The sequence below is a fragment of the Vibrio sp. JZG120 genome (genome assembly GCF_053890955.1).
The window spans coordinates 560,629-586,175 of the sequence record NZ_JBSRRK010000001.1 but is presented as its reverse complement, the minus strand read 5'-3'; the positions used below and the strand labels follow the sequence as shown (position 1 = coordinate 586,175).

Sequence of the window (25,547 nt, the reverse complement as noted above, 5' to 3'; positions counted from 1 at the left end):
TGAACTCAGAGAGGTTACAAAATTTGTTGAGGATCGACGTTTTTTTTCTGTATGTCATCCAGAAGTCGATTAGCCTGATGGATGTTAACTTGTAATCGGTTGATTAGCATCTGTAACCGCTCAATTTCAGGAGTTTGCTTCGCTTTGAGCGCGTTTTCTAGCGCCTCCGTTTGTCCAGCTAAAATCGGCAAACCAAGGTTCAATGCCATACCTTTTGTTTTATGCAACGTGTCTTCTAGAGACGCGAAATCTTCAGCCATAAAATAATCAATAAGTTCATCAACCGATGATTCAAAATCGACAATAATACTTTTTAGTAGCTCATCTATCGCTTCCGGCGCTTCTTGCAAAGAAATGAGCATCTCTGAACTGGATAACTCTTCTTCTGTCAGCCGTAACTTCTCTATTGGCTTGCGCTGCAACTGGAGAACATTGTTGTCATTCGTTAATGGTAAATTCTCTTTTGGTTCGAGCCTCGCAGCAAACTGTTTAAGAGCGTCCGAAAAGCTCTCTTGCTGTAGCGGTTTTGTAAGCACATGATCCGCTCCGGCTTCAATAAAGCTATCATGCGCCTCACGAAATACATCAGCCGTATACGCAAAGAGTAATGTCTTGATACCTAACTCTTGTCGAATCACACGCGTCGCTTCAACACCATTCATCTCAGGCATGTGATTGTCCATCAGAATCAGGTCATATTCGTTATCTCTCGCCTTTTTAACCGCCACCAATCCGTTTTCAGCAACATCCACCTCATGTCCCAACTTTTCGCAAAACCCTTTCGCCACAATGGCGTTCACTCGATTATCTTCAGCAAGCAATATCTGCAAATTGTGTGTTTTCTTGCGCGTTTTTGGTGGCTCTTGTGCCTTTGGAAGTTCGCATTCAACCCAAGGAATGGGCAGTTCGACGATGAATTGACTTCCGACGCCCTCCACACTTTTCAATGTAATCTTGCCATCCATCAAGCCAGTTAATTTTTTAACTATTGCCAAACCAAGCCCTGTGCCTCCAAATTTTCGGGTAGTTGAAGAATCGGCTTGCTCAAACGAGTTGAAAACATGTTCTTGCTTGTCTAGCGCGATACCAATACCAGTATCACTCACAATCATCACCAAGCAATGATTTACCTTATCAAGTTCTGTTCTGATTAACACATGCCCTTCACTGGTAAACTTCACCGCGTTGCCAGCAAGATTAAACAAGATCTGTCGTAAACGTGCGCAGTCTCCGGTAAATTCAACGTATTCAGGCACTTCATTTTCCACGATCAATTCGATATTTTTTTCATCGATGAGCGGTTTTATTGCGCTACACACAGGAGAAATGACTTGATCTAAATTGAACTTAGCCTGCTCAAATTCCAGTTTGTTTTCTTCAACTTTAGAGAAATCCAAAATATCGTTGAGAATCGTCATCAAGTGTTGGCCAGAATCAAGAATGACTTTCACGTACTCTTTAGTCGTCGGCTCTTTAGTTTCCTCTGCAATCATTTGAGAAAGGCCCAATACACCATTCATCGGCGTTCTTAATTCGTGACTCATTGCGGCGAGAAAACTTGATTTGGCTTTTGCTGCTCGCTCGGCTTTATTTCGCGCCTCCTCGATTTCGAGGTTTAATTGTTTCAAGTTGTACATTCGATATTGCGACTGATACAAGAATGCACTGACTAACAACATCACGGCAATAAAAACAAACAACCAAGTAAAACGCGCTTCACTTTGGGCAATATTGAGCAGCCGATGCTCCGCATCCTCGATAAAAACAAAGTATCCATGATCAAGCAGTTCATTCGTGAGTAGTTCTATCCTTTTATCGCTCGCTTGAAGCCGATCTAAGAAATTGGCTTCACTTTCACTCTCAACTACGTTTTGTGTCAAAAGCAGTTGGTTGAGAAACTCAAAATAGTGATGCCCACTCAACGTCTTTCGGGTATCGGTAGAAATATCTTGCTGATATAAGTTGAATAGCATTAATAACGCGTATTGATTCTCCACCTGAACGCCAATCAACATATCGAGCTTCAGCGTTGTATCAAGCACACGGTTTTTGAATAGATTGAGCGTATCCTCAACTTTTTTATGATTGGGCGTAACAGGGAACCAAACTGACTCCCTTGATGAATTTAGCAAGTTCTCAGCTGCGACTTCTATATCTACTAAAGATGTCGTCAGTTCATAATTCTTCCTATCTTCAACCGCATATCGATTCACGATAACATCGCGCTCTTCAATCAACTTGTGCCCAATATCCGTCAACTCCGCGTGGAATTCTTGTGCACTTTTTGAATTCACATGTGACATGTACGCCAATACACAACACGTCAGCATGGCAATAAAAAAGCAGAGATTAACCAGTTTGAATTTACTCATTTTCCAACACCTCTAAAATCACGGGTCTGGGTGCTGTCAAGGACTGTAAGAACGCTTCAATATCAGCGACACTTTCATCGCTCATCGTAATTCCGAGCTGCGTTTTCGCCATAATCTGTATCGCCTCAGATAACTGGTCAACTCGTCCGTTATGAAAATAAGGGCTTGTTAGGGCGACATTACGTAAACTGGCGACTCTAAAATAGAATTGTTCTTCACTTTCCGTCGTAATCAGGTGCCGTCCCGAATCCTCTACTACTGGCTTATCTTTGAAATAGGCGAACCTTTGTATCATCGCTCCGCCAATATTTTTGCCCTGATGACACTGTACGCAACCTGAAGACTGAAATGTTTTCCACCCCCTAATTTGCTGCTCACTGAGGACATGGGTGTAACCCAGTAAGTAGGCATCGAATGGTGCACCTGGAGTTTGGAGCCCTTCGACAAACTCCACAATGGCGGACTTAATATTGTTAATATTAATCGGTAGCTCACCATCACGACTAAATAGCGCTTGATAACGTTCGCTTCCTTTCACGTACTGCTCTATTGTTTGCCAGTTTGAGTCCATTTCTATTGGATTGTGGATTGGCCCATCAATCTGAGCCATCAAAGTGTTTTCGGTACCATCCCATAAAAAACGATAATTTAACGCTGCATTAAACACTGTGATGGAATTTCGAGTTCCATCACCTTTCACTCCTGTAGAGACGGGGGTATTTTCAGCGCCATTGGTTTGCAAGTTGTGGCACGTCGCACAACTGATGCTACCGTTTGAAGATAGCTGAGGATCACGAAAGAGATGCCAGCCAATTCTCGCCAGCTTAATATCTACGACAGGGTCACCTTCTATCGGCTGAACTAACGAAATATCACCTAGCACCTTAGCATTTCTTGCGATTGTTGCTTGGCTCAAAATGAGTGCCACAACAACTAATGTGATTATGCTGAATTGCCTCATCAACTGCATACCTTACACTTGCCATTAGTATGAAGTTAGTTGCATTTTTAGGTTTTTTCCATTAATGGAAAACGGTTACCAGAGCTGCACGCGGAGGGACTTTTATTTAAAGCTCACATAAGGAGCAAATGACGAAGGCGAGTAACGAAGAATTGACTCGCTTCGTGGAGTTATGTGTGCATATTTTAGCTTATAGAAGCCAGCAACCTTTGAACCCAAGTAATCTCACCATAGGAGATGAGATCGAAGATAGTAAAGAAAATGGCACAGATAATGGCCAGTTTGACCAAGCGTTGAACAATAAACATCATAATTACCCATCATTTTTTCGCAGTTTACTATTACAAAAGAAGTTTAGATACAGAAGAAAAGCACTAGTTACACTAATAGACTGTTTTATAAAAAGATTTATACCTTTACTAGCTGCACGATTAAACCGTAATTTGAATGCGCGGTACGTTATTGAGCATTTTAATTGCAAACACGAAAATCTAGTAATTAGGGCAAACGTTTCACTTACCATATCAGCTCAGCAAATCCTTCATTTTATCTCTATAATTTGAATCTATATCAACAATTTCTGTTAGAACATGTCGTACACTTTCAGTGAATTAACATCTATAACTATTTTTTAATGAAAACACTTCGCTTGTTTAACTTGAATCTTCGCTATAAAACCGCCTTATACTTTTCATTAGGACTGCTGGGCATGGTCATCAGCTTCCTTTTTATTAGCCGTTATTTTTTCCTGTATAGCTTAGATGAGCTCGAAGACATGGAAATTAACCATGCGAATCAGCAAGCACTCGCTGTCATCGACATGATGGTGAGCCAGCAAGAAAGCGCCTCATACGATTGGGCGTACTGGGACGAAACATACGATCTGTTTGTTGATCGTGATATTGCGAAATATACCGAGCGAAACCTTTACACAGAGAGCATTGATGCGTTAAACCTCGATATGATGGCGTTTATCACGACTAATGGGCAAACCCTGCTCTCCTTAACTCGTGAGGATAACCCCGACACTTCTTCAGAACTCACCGCTAAAATGGCGAATCAACCTACTCTTCAAGATTACATCAAGTCCATGAATCACAAGCTTGATATCCATAGAGAGAGCATCTCAGGGTTGTTTAAAATCAACGATACTATTTGGGGTCTTAGCCTCAGCCCAGTTAGAAATAGTGAAGGCGACCGCCCTTCTAACGGATGGATGCTTTGGGGAAGAAACCTATCTTTGCGCTTTCCTGGAGACTTTAAATCCATTTTAACTGCGGAAAACTCATTAGAGACGCAGATGGTAAGTGGATCAGACAGTAGTGAGATGCGAGATATAGAGAAGACCTCGCGGTCAATAACAAAATGGGCCTCACTCTCTGATTTATCTGGTGAACCAATCGCATGGCTAAAAACGAAAACACAGCGAGAGCATTATGCGAAAGGTAATACGCTATTCATGTACCTGTTTGCAACGGTTGGCGTTGTAGCATCAATCATCGCTGCCGGCACCTACATCACGTTTAAAAATAAGGTCGCCACTCGCTTTAATCATTTTGCTGAAGGAATAAGCGAAATCGCCTCTCAATACCAACTTGAAGGGCTGCATTCTGTAAAAGTAGACGAATTAGAGTTAGCGACAAAACTGGTACAAAAGCTCTCTGAAAATACATCGTTAACCCAACTGCAATTGAAAGACTCGATGGAAAAGTTTGGTGCTCTGTACCATAGCTCCTCACTAGGCATGCTAATTGTTATTGATCGTAAAATTGTCGATGTAAACCAACGAGCGTTAGATCTGTTGAGCTACAGCAAATCGCAATTGATAGATCGTCCTCTAGACACCTTGTGCCCATCGGAGGACGATGAATGTCGAGTTGACGCCATGTTCAGAGAGCTGAAAAACGGTAAAACACAATTCGAAGCGCAAGTGCTCGATAGCAATACAGAAGAAATCGACTGTTTGATAGAAGCCACGCTCATTCAACATCATGGTCAAAGTGCGCTGATGTTGTTGCTTCAGGATATGAGAGAGACAAAACAGCAAGCAGAAATGATCCAAAAACTCACCGACTTTGATCCGGTATCCGGTTTCTGTAATCGTCCTGTCATTCTCAATGCACTGCACGAGCTCGTAGAGACACGGCCAAACCATTTTTCGTTTGTGTACATTAACAGTAAGACTCTCAAGCAAATTGCAGGGGTATACGGTCACCTCATTTTTGATGAAGTGATTCAATACATCGCATCCGCAATACGCGAGCAATTAGGGGCATTCCAAATAGGCCGAATTAGTGAGCATGAATTTATCGTTTTGATTCCAGATATCGAGCACCACCAAAAAGCGATAGATGCTACCAATCGATTACTGAATCATTTGTCACATAAGGTCCAGCTCTCCGGGATCATGATGTCATTAGACAGTAAAGCGGTGATGATGGATCTAAACATTACTCACCAGTCTGTCGAGCATTTACTGCTTGCAGCACGTTTCTCATCACAATCCGCTAAGGGTCGTCACTCTCACGAAGTATTAGTGATTGATGAAGAACTATCAGAGCAGGCGGAAACATCTATGGTGATCAATCGCGATTTAGAAAATGCCATTAGACAAGATGCGATTAAACCGTTTTTCCAGCCTATCGTGGATGCTAAAACCACTGAAGTCATTAGCTTCGAAGCACTTGCTCGTTGGCAACATCCAACATTAGGGATGATTTCACCAGAAGTATTTATTCCGATGGCAGAACAAGGAAAACTTATCGTCGAATTGGGAGAGTCCATTCTCAAACAATCTTGCGAATTTATCAGTCGGCTCAATGGAGTTCGTCATGCGCAAGGCCTGTCGATGTTAAGCGTGCATGTGAACTTAAGCGCGCAGCACTTTTATCATTCAGGACTGATGCCCTACCTAAAAAAAGTGATGGCTCAATACAACCTCTCTGCTGGCCAGCTTGTGCTTGAAATTACCGAAAGTATGTTGATGGGCGGAGAAATAGAATCAATCCAAAGCATTCAAGACATCAAGCGACTTGGTGTTGGACTCGCTTTGGATGATTTTGGTACTGGATACGCATCATTCAGTAGCGTATGTAATTTTCCATTGGATATTGTGAAGCTGGATAAATCTTATATCGACGAGATTGAAACCAATGACAGAGCAAAAACACTGGTAAGAAACATTGCTAACATGTCTCAAGAACTAGGGTTAACTATTGTCGCCGAAGGTGTTGAAACCGCGAGCCAAGTACGCAAGCTTAAAGTTTGGAATATTGATGAGTTGCAAGGGTTTTACTTCCACAAACCGATGCCTGCCGAGCAAGCACTCGTTCAATTTTCTCGCCACGTAAACAGTTAGTCTCTCTCCTCTAAGACACATTAGGAAGGCAAAGTGATTACCGTCACTTTGCCTTTTTGTTGAACCTTTTCACACCAGACGCCCCACGATTAGTGACTACCGATATTCATATTAAGGCCCGTAGCCTCAGATGTGCCATGATAAATGCTGATATGACTAACTCGAGTGATCAATTACTTATTTGCACTAGTATTACTGCGTATATACTTGAATTAGGTTTTCAAAAAGTCCCTGTGACCGCACAAGGAGGACTGCATGAAACGACTATGGATATGGGTCTTACCTTTACTTTTGCTTGCCAGTCAAGCACTGGCCAATACTGTCTGGATTGTTCCCGTCAAAGGCGCTATAGGTCCTGCTACCAGCGACTATTTGTCTCGTGAGATAGAAGAAGCGCAACTAAACGGTGTCAGTTTAGTGATCTTAGAGATGGACACTCCTGGCGGCTTAGACAGCGCAATGAGAGATATTATTCACGCGATTACCACCTCCTCCACTCCAATTGCGACTTGGGTTGGCCCGTCAGGATCTAGAGCGGCTAGCGCAGGGACATACATTTTACTCGCCAGCCACGTTGCTGCCATGGCTGAAGCCACTAATCTTGGCGCGGCAACACCCGTCGCGTTAGGTGGTGCCCCTCAGCCCCCTTCATCAGATGATGGCAAAGATCAAAACGCGGAAGAAACGTCAGAAGGAACCAACGAAGGTTCAGAGAAAGTTCCCGCGAAAACCGCAATGGAGAAAAAGGTGATTAATGATGCTAGAGCCTATATTAAAGGCTTAGCAAAGCTTCATGGCCGAAATGCAGAGTGGGCAGAGAAAGCAGTGAGCGAAGCAGCGAGTTTGGACGCCACTGAGGCATTGGAATTAAACGTTATTGATTATATAGCCAACTCACCAGAGGATTTAGTCAAAGCCATTGATGGACAAACTGTTAAAGTTAATAATCGCGATGTGACATTGTCACTGGAAAATCCCGTATGGATTGAAAGAACACCCGATTGGCGAGCAGAAATGCTAGCCGTTATCACAAACCCAAACGTCGCCTACATCCTGATGCTCATTGGTATCTACGGTTTGCTTCTTGAGTTTTACAACCCAGGCATTGGCTTACCCGGCGTGTTGGGTGGTATTTGTTTGCTCCTCGCCATGTATGCATTACAAATGATGCCTGTGAACTACGCTGGGCTTGGTCTGCTGTTACTCGGAATTGCACTGATGATCGCGGAAGCATTCAGTCCGAGCTTTGGAATTTTGGGCTTAGGTGGTGTTGTCGCCTTTGTGCTCGGTTCCATCTTCCTCATGGACAGTGAGTTGCCAGGATTTCAGATCGCCCTTCCTTTAATTTTCGGTATTTCCATCTTTTCTGTCGCGCTGATCGTGTTGACTGTCGGCCTGCTGCTCAAAATACGCCGACGACGTGTGACAACAGGTTTAGAAACTTACCCTGGGAAAATCGCTGTCGTGAGCGATGACTTTATCGATGGCGAAGGGCGCGTTCAACTCGATGGTGCGCTATGGCGAGCCAAAACCAAAGACCATCAACAACTCAAACAAGGTGATCATGTCACCATTGTGAATGTGAAAGGGCTGACCTTAACCGTGATGCCTGATGACCGCCAAAATAAATAGGAGGCGCTTTATGATGCTCTATACCGTTGCGGTGATCGTGGTGCTATTGTTCGCACTTGCGACCCAAATGTTTAAGGTTTTGAGAGAGTATGAACGTGGGGTTGTATTCTTTCTTGGTCGCTTTCAAGAAGTAAAAGGCCCTGGCTTAATCATTCTTATCCCATTTATCCAACAAATGGTACGGGTGGATTTACGTACTGTCGTTTTGGATGTGCCGACACAAGACTTGATAACCAAAGATAACGTGTCTGTGCGCGTCAATGCGGTTGTTTATTTTCGCGTAGTCGATCCTCAAATGGCAATTAACAACATTGAAAGTTACAGCGATGCCACCAGCCAGTTAGCGCAAACCACGCTGCGATCAGTATTAGGTCAGCATGAACTGGATGAATTACTATCAGAACGCGAGCGTCTCAATAAGGATTTACAATCCATCCTCGATCAACAGACTGATGACTGGGGCATCAAGATTGCCACGGTTGAAGTCAAACATGTTGATTTAAATGACAGCATGGTCAGAGCGCTAGCGCGTCAGGCTGAGGCAGAACGTAACCGTCGTGCGAAAATCATTCACGCTACCGGTGAGTTAGAAGCTTCTAATAAATTAAAAGAGGCAGCTCAAATGCTCAACGAAGCGCCGAATGCGCTGCAATTGCGTTACATGCAGACACTCACGGAAATCACGACAGACAAAACATCGACTATTATCTTCCCTATGCCGATCAACCTTGTCGAAGCCGTCAGTGATATCGCCGAAGCGGTAAAAAAGAATAAAGAGACACAAGACAAATAAAAGCCATACTCAAGGAAGTAAGCTGTTTACACGTTACTTCCTTGCTTTAACTTGCTTGTTTTCGAAGAGCATTTAGTTTCTCTTTTAGTGTTTGGAGCACTCCCGCTTCATTACCGACAAACCTGTGTTAAAACAAGCTCTCCACGCTGTTTCGACATCATCGTCGTATTCAAAATCACACTCTTGAACCGTTTCGATAAGGCTTTCAAACCAAACATCAATATCCTGTGGTTCAATGCCAATATCGGAACTCGCATGCTTCTTACCATACTTTCTCTACCATCTTGTGCGCCTCGTTAGAGGTATCGGCCATCATAAAAAACACGATAGATCCTCTAAGCATTCGCACCTGTTGGTGCATGTCGACACCATCAAACTTTTGTCTGAAGCTTGTACTTTTTGACCATAAATTCTTGTAAAACAAGTCGAAAAAGCCTTGGTTCGCGATACAACGTTCATAACTATCGTTGAAAACTTGAATCACGTTCATGTTGCTCTCCATCACTCTCTTAATATGAGTGTAATTTAATAATCATCAAAAGCATCTAAATGATGATGCCCAACCCTATGAAGCACGCCAATTTTCAATAAAAAGTAAAAAGTGATTCAAATAAACACCCTCTTATCAATAAAAAAATATCCCGTATTATGAATCCATATTCGAGGTACGCATGGTTGTCGATGCTAAGCGCATCCTCATTTGTCACAAAAATAAAAAGGATACAAACGTGTCTCATCAAATCATTACTGATCTAAACAGCCGCTACACTGCTAAAAAATACGACGAAACCAAACGCGTTTCTCAAGAAGACATGGCAATCATCAAAGAAGCACTCCGTCTTTCAGCGTCTTCGATTAACTCGCAACCTTGGAAATTCATCGTGATTGAAAGTGATGAGGCCAAGCAACGTTTCCACGATACATTTGCAAATATGCACCAATTTAACCAGCCACATGCTAAAGCCGCGTCACATACGATTCTTTTTGCGTACGATCCAAACTTCACCAAAGAGAAGTTCGCGAAACGTGTGGATGCCGAAGTAACGTCTGGCCACCTACCGGCGGAAATGTACAACAACTTTATGGGCGCCTACGCTTTTGCCGATGCAAATACGGATGAAAATGGCTTTAACGGGAACTGGACAAAAGCACAAGTCTATTTAGCGCTAGGCAATCTACTACACACCTTGGCTCGTCTGGGTATTGACTCAACTCCGATGGAAGGCGTAGATCCAACACTGATTGGAGAAGTATTCAAAGAAGAATTAGAAGGCCATGTCTGTGAAGTTGCACTGGCGATTGGCTACCACAAAGACGGGGAAGATTATAATCATGGTCTACCAAAAGCTCGCCTTGCGATGGATGATGTAATTACGACTCTATAATCGGCCGTTTCCTTAGCTTAACTATTTATATCATTGTTTAAACCAAAAAGAGCCGCACTAATATGCGGCTCTTTTTTAGCTTGGCTCCAACTCTACTCTAACTTTACGCCACTTGCTCAGACTTAAAATTACCAAGCAATGCATCGTAAAGCTCGTGGTCGCTTAACACACCAACTAACTGGTTGTCCTCCACCATAAGCAGAGGCTGATTGCTGCGCTGCTTAAGCTCAATCGCTTCTCGCATACTGATTTCCGGGCTAACCTGAACCAGCGAATTTTCGTTTACCTCATCAAGGTTCGAAGAATCGCTCTTCCATTGAACCAACGACTTATCTGTACCCGCTAAGCTTAAGCCTTTGCTCTCTTGGGTCACCCAAATATCTTTGTCAGGGCAAATTAGAACACGCTCATCTTCACGAACTAAGTCGTCACGCATCAAAGAGCGTCCCTTAAGTACGTTCAATGGATTAGTGTGGGCAACAAAGTCAGCCACATAATCGTTTTCTGGAGCAAGAATGATCTGTTCTGGCTTGCCGTGTTGAATCAACTTTCCTGATTCCATAATGGCGATGTTGTTACCGATTTTAAGCGCTTCATCCAAGTCGTGGCTCACAAAAAGAATGGTTTTGTTTAGCTTTTCTTGAAGCAGAATCAATTCATCTTGAAGCTGAGCACGAATCAATGGGTCAAGCGCTGAAAACGGCTCATCCATTAACAAGATATCTGTGTCCATCGCGAACGCTCGCGCTAGGCCAACACGCTGCTGCATACCACCAGAGAGCTCGTGCGGGAATTTCGTTTCCCACTCAGACAAACCGACCATTTCGAGCTGTTCACGCGCTTTTTTACGGCGCTCTGCTTTGCCAATGCCTTGCATTTCTAGACCAAACGCAACGTTATCTAATACCGTTAACCATGGCATCAATGCAAACTTCTGAAACACCATGGATACGCGGTGAGTACGAAGGTGGCGCAACTTCTGTTCGTCACAGTTAGAGAGCTCAACCATGTCGTCGCCGTCTTTAATTTTCAGAGAGCCACGAGAAATTTCGTTCAACCCGTTAACTGTTCGCAGCAAACTTGATTTACCCGAGCCTGAAAGCCCCATCAAAACACAGATCTCACCCTGTTTCACGTTCAGCGAAACATTATCAACCCCAACCACTTGGCCAGTTTCGTCGATGATTTCTTGTCGAGACTTGCCTTGGTCTAGTAGTGCTAACGCTTGTGACTGCTGCTGACCAAAAACCACATCAAGATTTTGAATAGTAATTGCGTCCATGATTAAGCCTCCTTCTGGTTTGGTGCTTTACACAAGCGGTCAAGAATGATGGCGACGAGTACAATCGCTAAACCCGCTTCAAAACCTTGCGAGATGTTTACGGTATTCAGTGCACGTACGACTGGCTTACCAAGTCCATCTGCACCAACAAGAGCCGCAATAACTACCATAGAAAGAGACAACATAATACATTGTGTAACACCGGCCATAATACTTGGTAATGCCGCAGGTAACTCTACCTTAAACAGCAACTTCATGCGGCTTGCACCAAATGCTTTGCCCGCTTCAAGTAGCTCCTCCGGCACTTTAATAATACCGAGGTACGTCAATCGAATTGGCGCAGCGATAGCGAAAATGATGGTCGAGATTAGGCCAGGGACAATACCTAAGCCAAACAGAACCAAGGTTGGAATTAGGTAAACGAATGTCGGCACGGTCTGCATCAAATCGAGGATTGGTCTCAACAAGGTATATAACCAAGGACGGTGTGCCGCCATAATGCCCAACGGCACGCCAATTAATACGGAAATCGTTGTCGCTGCAAACACAAGGACAAAGGTTTCCAGCATTTCTTGCCAGTAACCAAGGTTGAGAATTGCGAGCAAGGCCAACACGATGAATACAACTAGCGGAATGCTGCGGTGTAAGAACCAAGCAATTGCCGCCGTCATAATGATTGGCGCTGCAGGTGGCATCCATTTAAAAATGTCCACCACGAAAAGAATGATCGTTTCAAGTGTAATAGAGATTGCATCGAAGAAACCCGATGCATTGATGGTTAACCAATCGACGCCAGTTTCCATCCATTGGCCCAACGGTAGTTTGTTGTCCGTAATAAAATTCAAAATAAAACCTTTGTGTTAATGAAGCGGGCATGACTGCCCACTTTCTTTTTCAAAAAAACGCGCTTAAAAACTGCTTAATTAAGCGTTAGTTTTTAAATAGTTTGTAATTGCTGTTACTGCGTTTTGACCATCCACCGTCTTAACGCCTTCTAGCCACGCTTCAATTTGTTCTTGGTTTGCGTTCAACCATGCTTGCGCTGCTTTCGACGGTTTCTGCTTCTGGTTGAGAATCGCTTCCATCAATTCGTTTTCCATTTCTAGGTTGAATTCTAGGTTTTTCACTAGCTGACCTACATTTGGACACTCAGCAAGGTAGTTTTTACGTACGTTTGTGTACACATTCGCGCCGCCGTAGTTAGGGCCGAAGAAGTCGTCACCACCCGCTAGGTATTCCATTTCAACGTTGCTGTTCATTGGGTGCGGGGCCCAACCTAGGTACACAATCCATTGGTTGCGGCGCGCAGCACGTGATACTTGAGACACCATGCCAGCTTCACTGGATTCAACTAGGCTGAAGTCTTTTAGGCCGAATGCGTTGCTATCAATCATTGACTGAATTAAGCGGTTACCATCGTTACCTGGTTCAATGCCGTAAATGCGGTCTTTAAATTTGTCGGCATGTTTTACTAGGTCAGCGAAGTTGGTCACGCCTGCGTCATAAACGTATTTTGGAACCGCGAGTGTGTATTTTGCGCCGACGAGGTTCGCTCGTACGGTTTCAACGGTACCTGCATCACGGTATTTCGCGATGTCACCTTCCATCGTTGGCATCCAGTTACCTAGGAAAATGTCGATATCGCCATTGGCCATAGAAGAGTAAGTAACAGGTACCGATAGTAGATCGGTCTTCGTTTTGTACCCCAACCCTTTTAGCAGCTCAGATGTCACAGCGGTGGTCGCCGTAATGTCGGTCCAACCTACATCTGCAAAACGTACCGTTTCACATTGGTTGGCATAAGCGCCTGTTGCTAAAGTACTTAGTGCGATTGTTGAGAAGATTTTTGTCATCTTAGACATATTGAATTCCTTGTAATGATTACTGACTTTTTTCGTTTTTATGAGATCGAATCGAGATCTCTTTTTGGCGGATGCATTCGTTGCATCTCTTGCCAGTTCGGTGCAATCCAAACTGGTGCGTTGTTCGACGTTTCCAGGGCGTTATCCAAAATCATGTCCGCGGCGCGTTCTGCCACCATAATAGTTGGCGCATTTAAATTACCGTTCGGAATGGTTGGGAAAATAGAAGAGTCCACCACACGCAAGCCTTGAATACCGCGTACTTGGCATCGCTCATTCAAAACCGCTAATGGGTCATTGTCTGCGCCCATTTTGCAGGTACAAGATGGATGGTAAGCACTCTCGACATTCTGCTTCACCCATTCATCAATTTGTTCATCCGTTGTGATATTCAGACCCGGCTGGATCTCATCACCACGAAACTCATCCATGGCTGGCTGATTGAGGATCTCGCGAGTAAGGCGAATACAATCACGCCAATCCTGCTTATCTTGTTCAGTGGAAATGTAGTTAAACTCAATCTTCGGCTTATCATTCGGATTCGCAGATACAACTTCGACCGAGCCGCGACTTTCGGGCTTGTTAGGTCCAACGTGCACTTGGAAACCATGACCGTCAAAAGCAGCTTGTCCGTCATAACGCATTGCCGCTGGCAAAAAGTGATATTGAATATTTGGCCACTTTAGTCCCTCACGAGAACGAATAAACGCACATGATTCAAAGTGGTTAGTAGCCCCAAGGCCTTTGCGAGTTAATATCCACTCAGTGCCAATCAAGCCCTTGCTCACCAAACCTAATTTGCTGTTGAGCGTGATAGGTTGCTTACAGTGATATTGGAAGTACACTTCTAAGTGATCTTGCAGGTTTTTACCTACCCCTTCCAACGGATGTTTCACCTCAATGCCTGCTTTTTCTAATACTTCTTTAGGGCCAATGCCTGAAAGCTGCAATAGCTGAACTGAGCCAACCGAACCCGCACTCGAAATCACTTCATGATTCGCAAAACATTGCTGAACTGAACCTGACTTTTCGAATTCAACACCTACCGCTTTCTTGCCTTCTGCGCCTGTTTCTTCTAGTAAAACGCGATGAACCGTCACTCGCTTCATTAGGGTGAAGTTTTTGCGTTTTTTAGCACGGCTTAAGTATGCATTAGAGGTTGAAGCGCGTACGCCTTTGTCAACGGTCATATGCATTGGGCCAAAGCCTTCTTGCTGATAACCGTTGTAATCTTTTGTTTCTGGGTAGCCAGCTTCTTTGCCTGCATCAATAAAAGCTTGATACAGCGGATTGAGCTTCATATCGTTGCCATTACATGTGCCGACTGGACCGTTATCGCCTCGGTATTCATCAGCACCACCAATCCAAGACTCTGCCTTACGGAAATAAGGCAAACACGATTGATAATTCCAGCCTTTCGCGCCTTCCTCTTCCCACTGGTCAAAGTCACAAGCGTGTCCACGAACGTAAACCATGCCGTTGATAGACGAACTACCGCCCAGAACTTTTCCGCGAGGACAATGAAGTTGGCGACCATCCAATCCTTGCTCTTCAACTGTCTCAAACTGCCACGCGTATTTTTCAGTGTTCATCGGGTAAGAAAGCGCCGTCGGCATTTGGATAAAAATACTTTTATCCGACCCACCCGCTTCGAGTAATAGGACCGAATATTGACCACTTTCACTTAAGCGATCCGCTAACACACAGCCGGCCGAACCCGCACCGACGATGATATAATCGTAGTGTTGTTGCATTTGATTCTCCTAGGAGTTAATACTAATCACCGTAGATAAGTGAACGAAATTAGCGTAGGAAAAATGCTTGAGAACAAGGCGGAAATTTTCGATAAGTAGTTAGCCTACAATCAAAATTGACAACGCAGTTATCGAGCATTTTAACAAGCTAAAGTGGTCAGTTATCTACTACGATTGGTATCATTTGTAAGGGCTTTCGAAGTCGCTTAGCTGAACCAGAACACTCTTCGTTTGCGTGTAATGTTTAAGGGTTTCGACACCGTTTTCACGGCCAACACCTGATTGTTTGTAGCCACCAACTGGCATTTCCGCAGGTGAGTCGCCCCATGTATTCACCCAACAAATACCCGCTTGAATTTGATGAATCACGCGGTGGGCACGAGATAGGTTTTGAGTAAATACGCCTGCAGCCAAGCCATAATCGGTGCCATTTGCACGCGCAATCACTTCCGACTCATCACGGAATTTTAGCACTGACATTACCGGACCAAAGATTTCTTGCTGAACGTGGCTCATGTCATCATCGCAATCGACAAATACGGTTGGAGCAACAAAGTTACCATTGGCTAAGCCATTCTCTGTTACTTTGTAACCACCAGTCAGTAACGTCGCGCCACTCGCTTTCGCGGCTTCAATCGCTTCTAGTACTTTCGATTCATGATCTTTAGAGATCAGCGCGCCAATTTGCGTGTTCTCATCAAGCGGATCGCCGACAACTAACAACTCAGTTCGAGCTTTAAGTTGTGTAATAAAGTCATCATAAATGCCTTCATGAACAAACACGCGTGTACCGTGCGTACAAACTTCACCTTGCGTATAGAAGTTCGCCACCATGGCCGCAGAAACGGCATCGTTTAACTTCGCATCATCAAAAATAATCAGTGGAGACTTACCACCCAGCTCCATCGTTACTTGTTTTAGTGTCTTAGCGCTGTCACTCATGACGACTTTACCGGTGCCTGATTCGCCCGTGAACGATACTTTTGCGATGTCAGGATGCGCCGTTAGCATCTGCCCTACTCGGTAATCCCCTTGTACGACATTAAATACGCCATCTGGCATGCCCGCTTCTGAATAAATTTCTGCTAGCTTAAGCGCTGTTAATGGTGTTTCTTCTGATGGTTTGAAGATCATAGCGTTGCCCGCAGCCAGTGCTGGCGCCGATTTCCACATCGCAATTTGAATTGGATAATTCCAAGCGCCAATACCTGCGCAAATGCCCAATGGCTCGCGACGTGTGTAGAAAAACTGGTCTTCGCTGAGTGGCTGCTGCTCACCTTGCAAGCTTGGAGCAAGACCCGCATAGTACTCAAGAACATCGGCACCTGTTGTTATATCAACCGCAACAGCTTCTTGAATTGGCTTACCAGTATCTGCCACTTCCAATACCGCCAGCTCGTCATTACGCTCACGTAAAATGGCAACGGCTTTGTGTAAAATACGGCTGCGCTCGATCGCAGTCATTGCTGACCATGCAGCAAAACCTTTCTTTGCCGACTCAATCGCCGCTTCGAGATCGTCTTGGTTCGCTTGTTTAATGTTGGCCAATGGCTCACCATTCGCCGGATTGTAAGTGGTGAAGTGCTCATCTGAACACCCGTTGTACATCGCACCATTGATATAGTGTGCTTTCATTTCCATTTTGAAGACCTGTGACTTTTATATTTTTTCAGAATAAAACGTAAGTTGTTTGTCGAGATAGTCGTTGATGATGATTCTCGCTCTTTCTGCATCAATGCCTTGCGGGTTGAGCGTTCCGCGCAGCCAAATACCATCGATAAGTGACGCAATACCATGAGCAACCAGTTCGGCCTGCTCTGCATTTAATAATGCTTTGAGTTCTTTTCTTAGGTGGGACAATAAACGTCGTTCATTGACACGCTGCAAACGCTTAAGCTGCTCGTCATGCATTGAGTACGACCAGAACGCTAGCCAAGTCTTCGCAACTTGGTTTTCTGCCTGATAGCCGACAAAGTTACCGTCAATGATGGCATTAATTCTTTGGTGATGAGCATCGCTTGGCAGCTCACGTAACTTCTGTGTGATAGTGGACGAAAGCTGACGCAAGATCTCTCGCATCGTTTCCTCCAACAACCCATGCTTACCACCAAAATAGTGATTGATAATTCCCGTTGATACACCTGCTTCTTTACTGATCAACGAAATACTCGCAGCGTGTAAACCGACTCTATCAATCACTGACATTGTCGCTTTCACCAGCTGTGGTTTTCTGATTTCAGGCATCCCCACCTTTGGCATTTTGCGTCCTTGTTATTTTTAATTGAACGGTTAGTTAAATATAAAATGCCTGAAAATTAGTTCGAACTCAAATCATTTTTTAAGAAAAAGGTTATTAACAAAGGAAGGAAAGTTGATGGTGTACGCAAAATTTCTATGCAATAACTTGTCGTAAAAGTCAAAGATGTGTTTAAAAATCCAAACAAAAACACAAACAAACCAATAACTTATTGAAGAATCAATTTTTAACACACCTTTCAGAGAATTGTTTTTCGTGCCACAAAAATCCACACCAGAAAAATTTTACATCGACCACTAATCATTTCACCTGTATCGGCTTTGTTTGTATAAAAAACAGACATACTCGTGTGTTATAGCTTCGTATACACAAGTGACATTAGTACTTTGAAAATGGGGGAGATAAAACGAGTAGAAAATACTGAACGCTATGAGTATGTAATTCGATACTCTTAAGCTAAGCGATTTTGAAGTAATCAGTAGGAAGGATGAGTTCAGGCTCACCGTTTGATGAGCCTGCATTCTTGATTTTATTAGGTCAGCTTGCGCCCTTTCACGCAGTTACGTCCATCCGCTTTAGCTTGATAAAGTAATTTATCTGCCTGATCACAGAGTGATTTAAAATTCATCTCACTATCTTCAGTCGTCACAACACCAAAACTACAGGTCACTCTCACTTCTTCATTCTGTTCCGTGACGAACCCATGTAAGGATAAAGCGCTACGTAATCGTTCAGCGGTAATGAGAGAGTCTTCATGATCGGTATTGGGCATCACAACAACAAACTCCTCACCACCAAAGCGTGCAACAATGTCATTTTCACGCACCGTCTCTTCTAGCACTTTGGCAACGCCTGTTAGTACGGCATCACCGAACACATGCCCATAGGTATCATTCACCTGTTTAAAATAATCTACATCGATTAGCGCTAAACTTACCGGCCCCGACTGCGGCTTCTTTGGCACCATTTTCTGTTTATCGAGTTTGCTATCCACCCATTTGTTTAAAGCTAGGTAGCCGTACTTAACTTGCTCGACTTGCTCAGACACAAAATGCTGCACCTTTTCTTGCTTAGATTGAGGCGTCGGCTTTTCTTTGCGTTCACGTTTCGTCTCTACGGGTTTAGTGAACCAATCTTCTAAAAAACGGCGATTGAATAACCCTGTCAACGTATCTGTCTTTGCTAGGCGGCGCATTCTTAAACGTGATCGATTCACAACAAGGAATACCACTGCCATCATAAAGAGAACACCAATGAGTGCTAGTAGCGCTTCACCCAATAGATAAAAGGTACGACGGTTATTTTCCAGTTCCATACGCTGCAACACGTTGTTCCAGTTGAGATCTTCGTTCTCATATTCAAGTCGTTCCAACTCAAATAACGTCTGCTGGCGCTCAAGATTTTCAACTTCTCTTTGGTTGCTAAATTGGATGAATTTATCGTGATAGTTGCCGTAAGTTTTATACGCTAATTTAAAGTCATTGCTTCCCGCGTAGGCCATGGCAGCCACTTTGAGTAGTTCCATTTGCTGTTGCTTAACATATCGGCTCTCGATAATTTCCGGCAACATAGGCGCGATCATCGCTAGAAGTGTCTCAAACTGCTTCTGTTCTAGCATATATTCGGCTTGCAACAGCTTAAATGTCGCTAAGTAGGCGCTAGAGGTTTCTCTATATTGTAAGTTCTCCGCCAGCTTTAAGTGGCGAACCATCTTATTTTCTTGGTTCGTCTCACGGTATAAAGCAGCAAGCTCGAGGTTAACTCGAAACCTAAAGCGCCCGTCACCGATGATTTGCGCGAGCTTTAGCGCTCTCTGATACGATACAATCGCCTCTTCGTATTGGAACTGTGCCTTATGAAGCTTTGCTATCGTTAAGACGCTCAGCAGCTCATTGAACGACATGCGTCTATCCCTAAAATAACGGTACGCTTGTTCCAACAATGCTTCTGAACGGTCATAGCCCTGAATTTTGACCAGTACGTCACCAAGTTCTAGCGCCGCCCGTTCGACCAATCCTTGAACGCCAGAGGACTCAGCCGCATCCATTGACGACATAATTGCGGCATAGGATTTTTTAAACTCGCCCTGCTCATCGTAGTAACGTCCTTTTAGCAACAGGATCTCCGACTCGAGCTGCTTATCGCCATTTTCACGCGATGTTTCCAACAAGCTATCCAACGAAGACAGCGCGGTATCGATATCGCTCTTTCCGACCATAGTTCGCATCAGAATCAACTTAAACAAGAGATACTCATGGCTTTGTGGACGCACAAGTTCCAACCCTTTTTGTGCGACGTTTTGGCTCTCTTCCGCGCGCCCAAGTAGCTCTAGAACCGTGGACTTTGCAAGCCAATAACGTACCAGTAGCTCTGTTGGTTGATTTTGTAGTAGAGAGTCTTCTTCTAACGCCTCAATCAAAGCTAAAGAGCTCTGAGGTAATGCGTAAATTTGATTTTCAATGCCTTCTAGCGACTGTAAAAACTTACCTTCTTGTTCAACCTTTTCTGCGGATGCCTGAATAGAAAGACACAGACACCCCAATAGTAGTGGCATCGTCCTAAGCGAATGAAATAGTGACATTATTGCTCTTCCCTAATGGGTAGTTACTTCAGTGTAATAGAGAATTCTGGTTATTTTATTATTAAGGTAGCTGAAGGTTATTCAGCCAGCCTCATATTCCCATGTATTTTGCGCTGAATAATAAATCACCATCTTTAGATGTCGAAATGGTTTTCGGTCACAATATAATCAATAAGAGTATTTTTCATACCCCAAGAAGCAAAATCTCATCGATGAGACAAAAAATTGTCTTGATTGTGAATTAATGCATTTACATAAAAATTAACACGAGAGCACTTATTCACACCAAAAATACAAAAGAGTTGTAAATGTAATCGGTACAGCAGCCGTTACTAAAACATCCATTAATAATTATCGATAGAAACAATATAAGAAAGGAGGAAGGAAGCGGACAATCAAGCTCGCTCCCCTTTTTAATATGAGGAGGGGCTACATTCGCATTCCGCCATCGACTTCGAATACTCTTCCAGTCACGAACTCGTTGGTTAACACATATTTGATGGTCGATGAAATTTCGTCCGCAAGCCCTAAGCGTCCGACAGGAATCATTTTCACTAAACGCTCCATCGCTTCAGGTTTTATTTGGTCCGTCATGGCAGTCTTGATGACACCCGGAGCAATCGCTACTGAGCGAATTCCGAAACGCCCTAACTCTTTCGCCCACACCGTCGCCATGGTGGCTACCGCCGCTTTGGATGCAGAATAGTTAGTTTGACCAATGTTCCCAGCACGCGCGACGCTAGAGATGTTGATCAACACACCTTTACTGTCGGTGTTCAGCATTACCTTGCTCGCTTCGCGGCCACACAGAAAAGTACCTGTCACATTCACATCCATAACAGACTGAAATTGTTCCAGCGACATCGCATTAACCTGACCATCTTTAACTTTGATGAACATACCATCGCGCATAATGCCTGCGTTATTGATCACGCCATTGAGCTGTTTGAAATCCGCTTCAATTTGCGTAAAAGCAGCGCACACTTCTTGTTCTTCCGTCACGTTCGCTACATAAAAACGAGTGGTGACGCCGAAAGATTCACACTCCGCTTTCGTTTCAGCCAGTTGGTCTGAATTGAGGTCGATAAGCGCAAGGTGAACACCGCTTTCCGCTAGCGACAGCGCCATTTGTTTACCAAGCCCCTGCCCGGCCCCCGTGATCGCAATAACCTTATTTGCTAGATCCATAAGCACTCCTTAGGCCTGATTTTGCTTTTGGTAGAACTCAAACAAGCTTGAAAAATCTTTTTGTCCGTTGCCCTGACCGTTGTGAAAATTAAACAGGTTACGAGCCAAGCTGCCCATTGGCGTTGATGTTTGACTGGCAACCGCCGCTTCCATCGCAAGACCGAGATCTTTCGCCATTAACTGGCTCATAAAGCCGCCCTGATAACCATTGCTTGCAGGCGTATTTTCCATCACACCCGGGCACGGGTTGTAAAGCTCTAGCGCCCAGCTACGGCCTGAACTTTGCAGCATGATGTCTGACAACACTTTGGGATCAAGTCCGTTTTCCATGCCTAAATTGAGTGCTTCACAAGTGCCGCTCATCAAAATGCCCAACATCATGTTATTGCAGATCTTCGCCACCTGACCGGCTCCGGCATCACCTGCATGGAAAATGTTTTTACCCATGTGGCTAAGCATCACCTTGGCTTGAACAAAGTTCTCTTGTGAGCCGCCAACAATGAAAGTCAACGTACCTGCCGCTGCGCCCGCAACGCCACCAGATACCGGTGCATCAACAAAGCTGATGCCAAGCTGCAGCGCCTTTTCGCCAACCAAACGAGCGGTCGCTGGATCGATGGTCGAAGAGTCGATTAGCAGCGTTCCAGAATCTACGCTATCTAATATCCCGTCTTGACCAAGATAAACACTTTGAACGTGTTGGCTAGCAGGTAGCATGGTGACCACCACGCTCGCACCTTGAACGGCTTGTTTTACCGAATCTGCACTCGACGCACCAAGTGCGGTAAGTTCTGCCACAGCGTTTGGATTCAAATCAAACACTTCGACGTTCAAGCCCGCTGTGAGTAGGTTCTTAGCCATAGGCGCGCCCATGTTGCCAAGGCCAATAAATGCAATTTTATCCATGTCGTATTTCTTCCTTGTCTAGAGTGCCACAGTGGCAACCGAGGATGCGGTCAGTGGGTATTCTGCTGAATCAATTGGCGCGAAGAAGCGTTCCAAAACTTGTGGCGTTACGTCAGAAACCGTGCGATGTTGCCAAGTCGGTTGATTGGTTTTATCAATAATCAGCGCACGAACCCCTTCTCTAAAATCACCTTCTAAGCCGCAACGTAGCGTCAGGTTAAATTCCATATCAAAACACTCTTTTAAAGAGAGATTTTGATACTGCGTTAACTGCTGATAAGTGATACTGAGCGACAACGGACTGCCATAGTTCAGTGACTTCTGCGCATTGACGAACCACTTATCATCAACTTCAGCGCTGCTGATTGCGTAAACAATCGAGTCTAAATCACCCGAACAGAGCTGCTCAATCAAGCCCGCATATGGCATCAACATCCCTTCGCTTGACTCGTTCACTTGTACCAAACTCAGCGTAGTGGCGATTTTTTCGTTGATGTTTGCTTCACCTTTCCAACTTACCGATGCAAGCAGCTCCAACAGTGCTTGTTTGCTTTCTGGCTTTGCAATCCATTGGCTTAATCCCAACGCTTTCATGTCTGTCGCGTTAATTTGGCAAGCCGTCAAACTCAGGAAGAGTGCCAAGTGTTTTGGCAGCTGATTTAGGAAGTACGTCGCGCCTACGTCTGGGTAAAGGCCGATCTTGATCTCTGGCATCGCAAAGCGTGTGGTCGTTTCTGCTACGCGGTGGCTTGCGCCCATAAACAAGCCCACACCGCCGCCCATCAGGTAACCATGCCCCCACGCGATGATCGGTTTTGGATAAGTATGGATAAGATGATCACAGCGATATTCGAGGTCAAAGAAGGTTTCCATGGCTGAAAACGCAGAATCAAAGTCTTGCTCTTTGTTTTCAAGTGCACGGTAAATCGCTTGAATGTCACCACCAGCACAAAACGCTTTTTCACCTTGAGCATGCAAGAATACCGCGACGATGCTGTCATCCGTTTGCCATTCATTAAGCTGTTTGTACAACTGCTCAATCATCACGTAACTCAGCGCGTTAAGGGCGGCTGGATTATCAAGCTCCAACACACCAATGACAGAGCCATCAGCGCACTCAAGTTTTGAAACATTTACTGTACCTGTCATTTGGCCTCCGCTAGCTGTTTGTCCATTGTGGCTTACGCTTTTGCAAGAAGGCGTTTACACCCTCAGTCTGATCTTGTGTATTGAACAACTGCAAGAACAGTTCACGCTCCGAGACCAATCCGGCCGCGTGAGTTTGGCTGCGTCGACCTTGAATGAGAGTTTTGCACGCAGACACGGATTTCGGCGATTGGCCAGCAACACGCTGTGCAAGTACTATCGCCGCTTCTAGTGCTTGGCCTTTCGCCACCACTTCTTCGACTAAACCAATTTTTTCCGCTCGCTCAGCCGTCACACGCTCACCACACAAGATCATTCTTTTCGCCCAGCCTTCACCAACCAATGCTGTCAGATTTTGCGTCCCGCCCGCACACGGCAACAAGCCTACCGATGCTTCAGGAAGTGCCATTTGTACTTGTTCTTCTGCGATGCGAATGTCACACGCCATCGCCACTTCCAAACCGCCGCCCATCGCGTAACCATTAATTGCTGCGATGGAAACACCATCGAACGCAGACAGCGCTTCAAAGGCTTCACCAAATGCGAACGCCATGTCTGCTGCTTGCGATTTATCGCCGGATGCAAAGTTGTTGAGATCCGCTCCAGCAGAAAAGAATTTCTCGCCTTCGCCTGTTAATACCAACGCATAAATGGAGCGATCATTACTGAGTTCAATCGCAAACTCTTTTAGCTGATTCAAAGATTCAAGCGTCCAGGTGTTTGCTGGCGGGTTACTAATCGTGAGCTTGGCAATGTGCGCTTCACGCTCTAGTTTGATTTGTGCCGTCATAATCTTTCAGTCCTTTTTAATTTCTTTAGGTAAGGCTGTGTCTCGCTGACTAAAGCAGCTCAACGCCTTCCGTTAGTAATCGTCTTGCGACGATCAGACGCATGATTTCGTTGGTACCTTCAAGGATTTGGTGAACACGAACGTCTCGGAAATGGCGCTCGACTGGATATTCTTTGATGTAGCCATAGCCACCGTGAATTTGCAGCGCCTGATCGCAGACTTTAAAGCCCACATCAGTAGCAAAGCGTTTTGCCATGGCACAGTACGCACTTTTTTCTGCGTGCTGGGCATCGAGTTTAGCGGCAGCGAGTCGCACCATTTGACGCGCAGCGACCAGCTCAGTCGCCATATCAGCAAGCTTGAACTGCAACGCTTGAAATTGCGCCAGTGAACGGCCGAACTGTTTGCGTTCGTTCATGTATTGCTTGGCTTCGTTCAGTGCTTGTTGCGCAGTACCGACGGAACAAGTAGCGATATTGATTCGACCACCATCAAGGCCAAGCATGGCGAACTTAAAGCCTTCTCCCTCTTCACCCAACAGATAGTCAGCCGGAATACGAACATTTTCGAAGGTAATCATGCGAGTTGGCTGGCAGTTCCAACCCATTTTGGCTTCTTTTTTACCGTAGCTAATGCCTTCGCAATCAGCAGGAACAACGAATGCAGAAACGCCACCCGCTCCTTCGCCGCACGAACGCGCCATCACGACAAGAACGTCCGTATCACCCGCACCAGAGATAAACACTTTTGCGCCATTCAGGACAAACTCATCGCCGTCACGCACTGCACTGGTCGTCAGTGAAGCGGCGTCAGAGCCTGCATTGGGTTCGGTTAAACAGTAGGAAGCGAGCTTTTCACCCGAAATTAGATCCGCGCTAAACTGCTGCGCCACTTCGGCTTTGGCAAAGCTGGTGATCATCCACGTCGCCATGTTGTGAATGGTCATAAACGCAGTAGTCGCGGTACAACCCATAGCCAACTGCTCGAAAATGATCGCCGCATCCAAACGAGACAATCCCAAACCACCATGCTCTGGCGGCGTATAGATGCTCAGAAAACCAAGTTCACCTGCTTGACGCAGTACGTCTTTAGGGAAATGATGGTTTTCATCCCACTCGGCCGCATGAGGCGCTAACATTTGGTCTGCAAACTGCTTTGCTACTTCGGCAAACGCGAGTTGATCTTCGTTTAATTCAAAATCCATCTTGAAGTCCTAAGGTCTAATTCGTTGCATTTGTATCCGAGCCAAGCCCACTTAAACGGTGGCGCTTGGCTAGAGG

At 44.9% G+C, this 25,547-nt stretch carries 18 protein-coding genes and 1 pseudogene; 4 read left to right on the top strand and 15 right to left on the bottom strand.

Annotated elements, in window-relative coordinates:
• Positions 1 to 14: 14 nt before the first annotated feature.
• Together ACWPOD_RS02515 and ACWPOD_RS02510 are read right to left on the bottom strand one after the other, a co-directional pair.
• Positions 15 to 2,372 carry an ATP-binding protein gene (locus tag ACWPOD_RS02515; protein ID WP_456231533.1) on the bottom strand — a complete coding sequence of 786 codons (2,358 nt, stop codon included), beginning with the start codon at positions 2,370 to 2,372 and terminating at the stop codon, positions 15 to 17.
• Positions 2,365 to 3,333, bottom strand: a complete 969-nt coding sequence (locus ACWPOD_RS02510) for a cytochrome-c peroxidase (RefSeq protein WP_167394253.1) — start codon at positions 3,331 to 3,333, stop codon at positions 2,365 to 2,367. Before ACWPOD_RS02510 ends, ACWPOD_RS02515 begins: the two co-directional genes overlap by 8 nt.
• Positions 3,334 to 3,967: 634 nt before the next feature.
• Between ACWPOD_RS02510 and ACWPOD_RS02505 the strand changes: the two genes are divergently transcribed.
• The 3 genes from ACWPOD_RS02505 to ACWPOD_RS02495 all read left to right on the top strand — a co-directional run bounded on the left by ACWPOD_RS02505 (position 3,968) and on the right by ACWPOD_RS02495 (position 9,116).
• Entirely contained in the window at positions 3,968 to 6,691 is a 2,724-nt protein-coding gene (locus tag ACWPOD_RS02505; protein WP_101911934.1) for an EAL domain-containing protein, read from the top strand.
• 255 nt (positions 6,692 to 6,946) lie between these two features.
• The gene (locus ACWPOD_RS02500; RefSeq protein ID WP_395218532.1) at positions 6,947 to 8,323 is read left to right on the top strand and encodes an NfeD family protein; all 1,377 of its coding nucleotides are present in this window, start codon (positions 6,947 to 6,949) and stop codon (positions 8,321 to 8,323) included.
• A 10-nt stretch (positions 8,324 to 8,333) separates the two neighbouring features.
• The gene (locus tag ACWPOD_RS02495; RefSeq protein WP_005373196.1) at positions 8,334 to 9,116 is read left to right on the top strand and encodes a slipin family protein; all 783 of its coding nucleotides are present in this window, start codon (positions 8,334 to 8,336) and stop codon (positions 9,114 to 9,116) included.
• Positions 9,117 to 9,200: 84 nt separating this feature from the next.
• Here ACWPOD_RS02495 and ACWPOD_RS02490 read toward each other — a convergent pair.
• Positions 9,201 to 9,606, bottom strand: a pseudogene (locus ACWPOD_RS02490) (globin).
• Positions 9,607 to 9,844: 238 nt separating this feature from the next.
• Between ACWPOD_RS02490 and ACWPOD_RS02485 the strand changes: the two are divergent.
• A complete protein-coding gene (locus tag ACWPOD_RS02485) occupies positions 9,845 to 10,501 on the top strand; it encodes an NAD(P)H-dependent oxidoreductase (protein ID WP_031780265.1) in 657 nt (218 codons plus the stop codon).
• A gap of 103 nt (positions 10,502 to 10,604) precedes the next feature.
• Here ACWPOD_RS02485 and choV read toward each other — a convergent pair whose 3' ends face one another.
• From choV to ACWPOD_RS02425, 12 genes are all read right to left on the bottom strand, one after another.
• Positions 10,605 to 11,783 (bottom strand): choline ABC transporter ATP-binding protein, encoded by a 1,179-nt coding sequence (gene choV, locus ACWPOD_RS02480; protein WP_237310926.1) that lies wholly within the window; start codon positions 11,781 to 11,783, stop codon positions 10,605 to 10,607.
• 2 nt (positions 11,784 to 11,785) lie between these two features.
• Positions 11,786 to 12,628, bottom strand: a complete 843-nt coding sequence (gene choW, locus ACWPOD_RS02475) for a choline ABC transporter permease subunit (RefSeq protein WP_005392552.1) — start codon at positions 12,626 to 12,628, stop codon at positions 11,786 to 11,788.
• Between the two features lie 78 nt (positions 12,629 to 12,706).
• Complete coding sequence (locus ACWPOD_RS02470; RefSeq protein ID WP_253644590.1) at positions 12,707 to 13,645, bottom strand: choline ABC transporter substrate-binding protein; 939 nt, start codon at positions 13,643 to 13,645, stop codon at positions 12,707 to 12,709.
• Positions 13,646 to 13,683: 38 nt separating this feature from the next.
• Positions 13,684 to 15,399: a choline dehydrogenase gene (gene betA / locus ACWPOD_RS02465; protein ID WP_048624935.1), complete on the bottom strand. Its 1,716-nt coding sequence runs from the start codon at positions 15,397 to 15,399 to the stop codon at positions 13,684 to 13,686.
• 180 nt (positions 15,400 to 15,579) lie between these two features.
• A complete protein-coding gene (betB, locus tag ACWPOD_RS02460) occupies positions 15,580 to 17,040 on the bottom strand; it encodes a betaine-aldehyde dehydrogenase (RefSeq protein ID WP_256965092.1) in 1,461 nt (486 codons plus the stop codon).
• Between the two features lie 18 nt (positions 17,041 to 17,058).
• Positions 17,059 to 17,658: a transcriptional regulator BetI gene (betI, locus tag ACWPOD_RS02455; protein WP_005392557.1), complete on the bottom strand. Its 600-nt coding sequence runs from the start codon at positions 17,656 to 17,658 to the stop codon at positions 17,059 to 17,061.
• Between the two features lie 530 nt (positions 17,659 to 18,188).
• Positions 18,189 to 20,210 carry a diguanylate cyclase gene (locus ACWPOD_RS02450; RefSeq protein ID WP_395213703.1) on the bottom strand — a complete coding sequence of 674 codons (2,022 nt, stop codon included), beginning with the start codon at positions 20,208 to 20,210 and terminating at the stop codon, positions 18,189 to 18,191.
• A gap of 456 nt (positions 20,211 to 20,666) precedes the next feature.
• Positions 20,667 to 21,425: an SDR family oxidoreductase gene (locus tag ACWPOD_RS02445; protein WP_005392559.1), complete on the bottom strand. Its 759-nt coding sequence runs from the start codon at positions 21,423 to 21,425 to the stop codon at positions 20,667 to 20,669.
• 9 nt (positions 21,426 to 21,434) lie between these two features.
• Positions 21,435 to 22,331, bottom strand: a complete 897-nt coding sequence (gene mmsB, locus ACWPOD_RS02440; RefSeq protein ID WP_456231532.1) for a 3-hydroxyisobutyrate dehydrogenase — start codon at positions 22,329 to 22,331, stop codon at positions 21,435 to 21,437.
• Between the two features lie 18 nt (positions 22,332 to 22,349).
• Positions 22,350 to 23,480 (bottom strand): enoyl-CoA hydratase/isomerase family protein, encoded by a 1,131-nt coding sequence (locus tag ACWPOD_RS02435; protein ID WP_456231531.1) that lies wholly within the window; start codon positions 23,478 to 23,480, stop codon positions 22,350 to 22,352.
• Between the two features lie 10 nt (positions 23,481 to 23,490).
• Positions 23,491 to 24,267, bottom strand: coding sequence for an enoyl-CoA hydratase (locus tag ACWPOD_RS02430; protein ID WP_456231530.1), 777 nt, complete (start codon positions 24,265 to 24,267; stop codon positions 23,491 to 23,493).
• Between the two features lie 49 nt (positions 24,268 to 24,316).
• Positions 24,317 to 25,471: an acyl-CoA dehydrogenase family protein gene (locus tag ACWPOD_RS02425; protein WP_005373226.1), complete on the bottom strand. Its 1,155-nt coding sequence runs from the start codon at positions 25,469 to 25,471 to the stop codon at positions 24,317 to 24,319.
• Between the last annotated feature and the right edge of the window lie 76 nt (positions 25,472 to 25,547).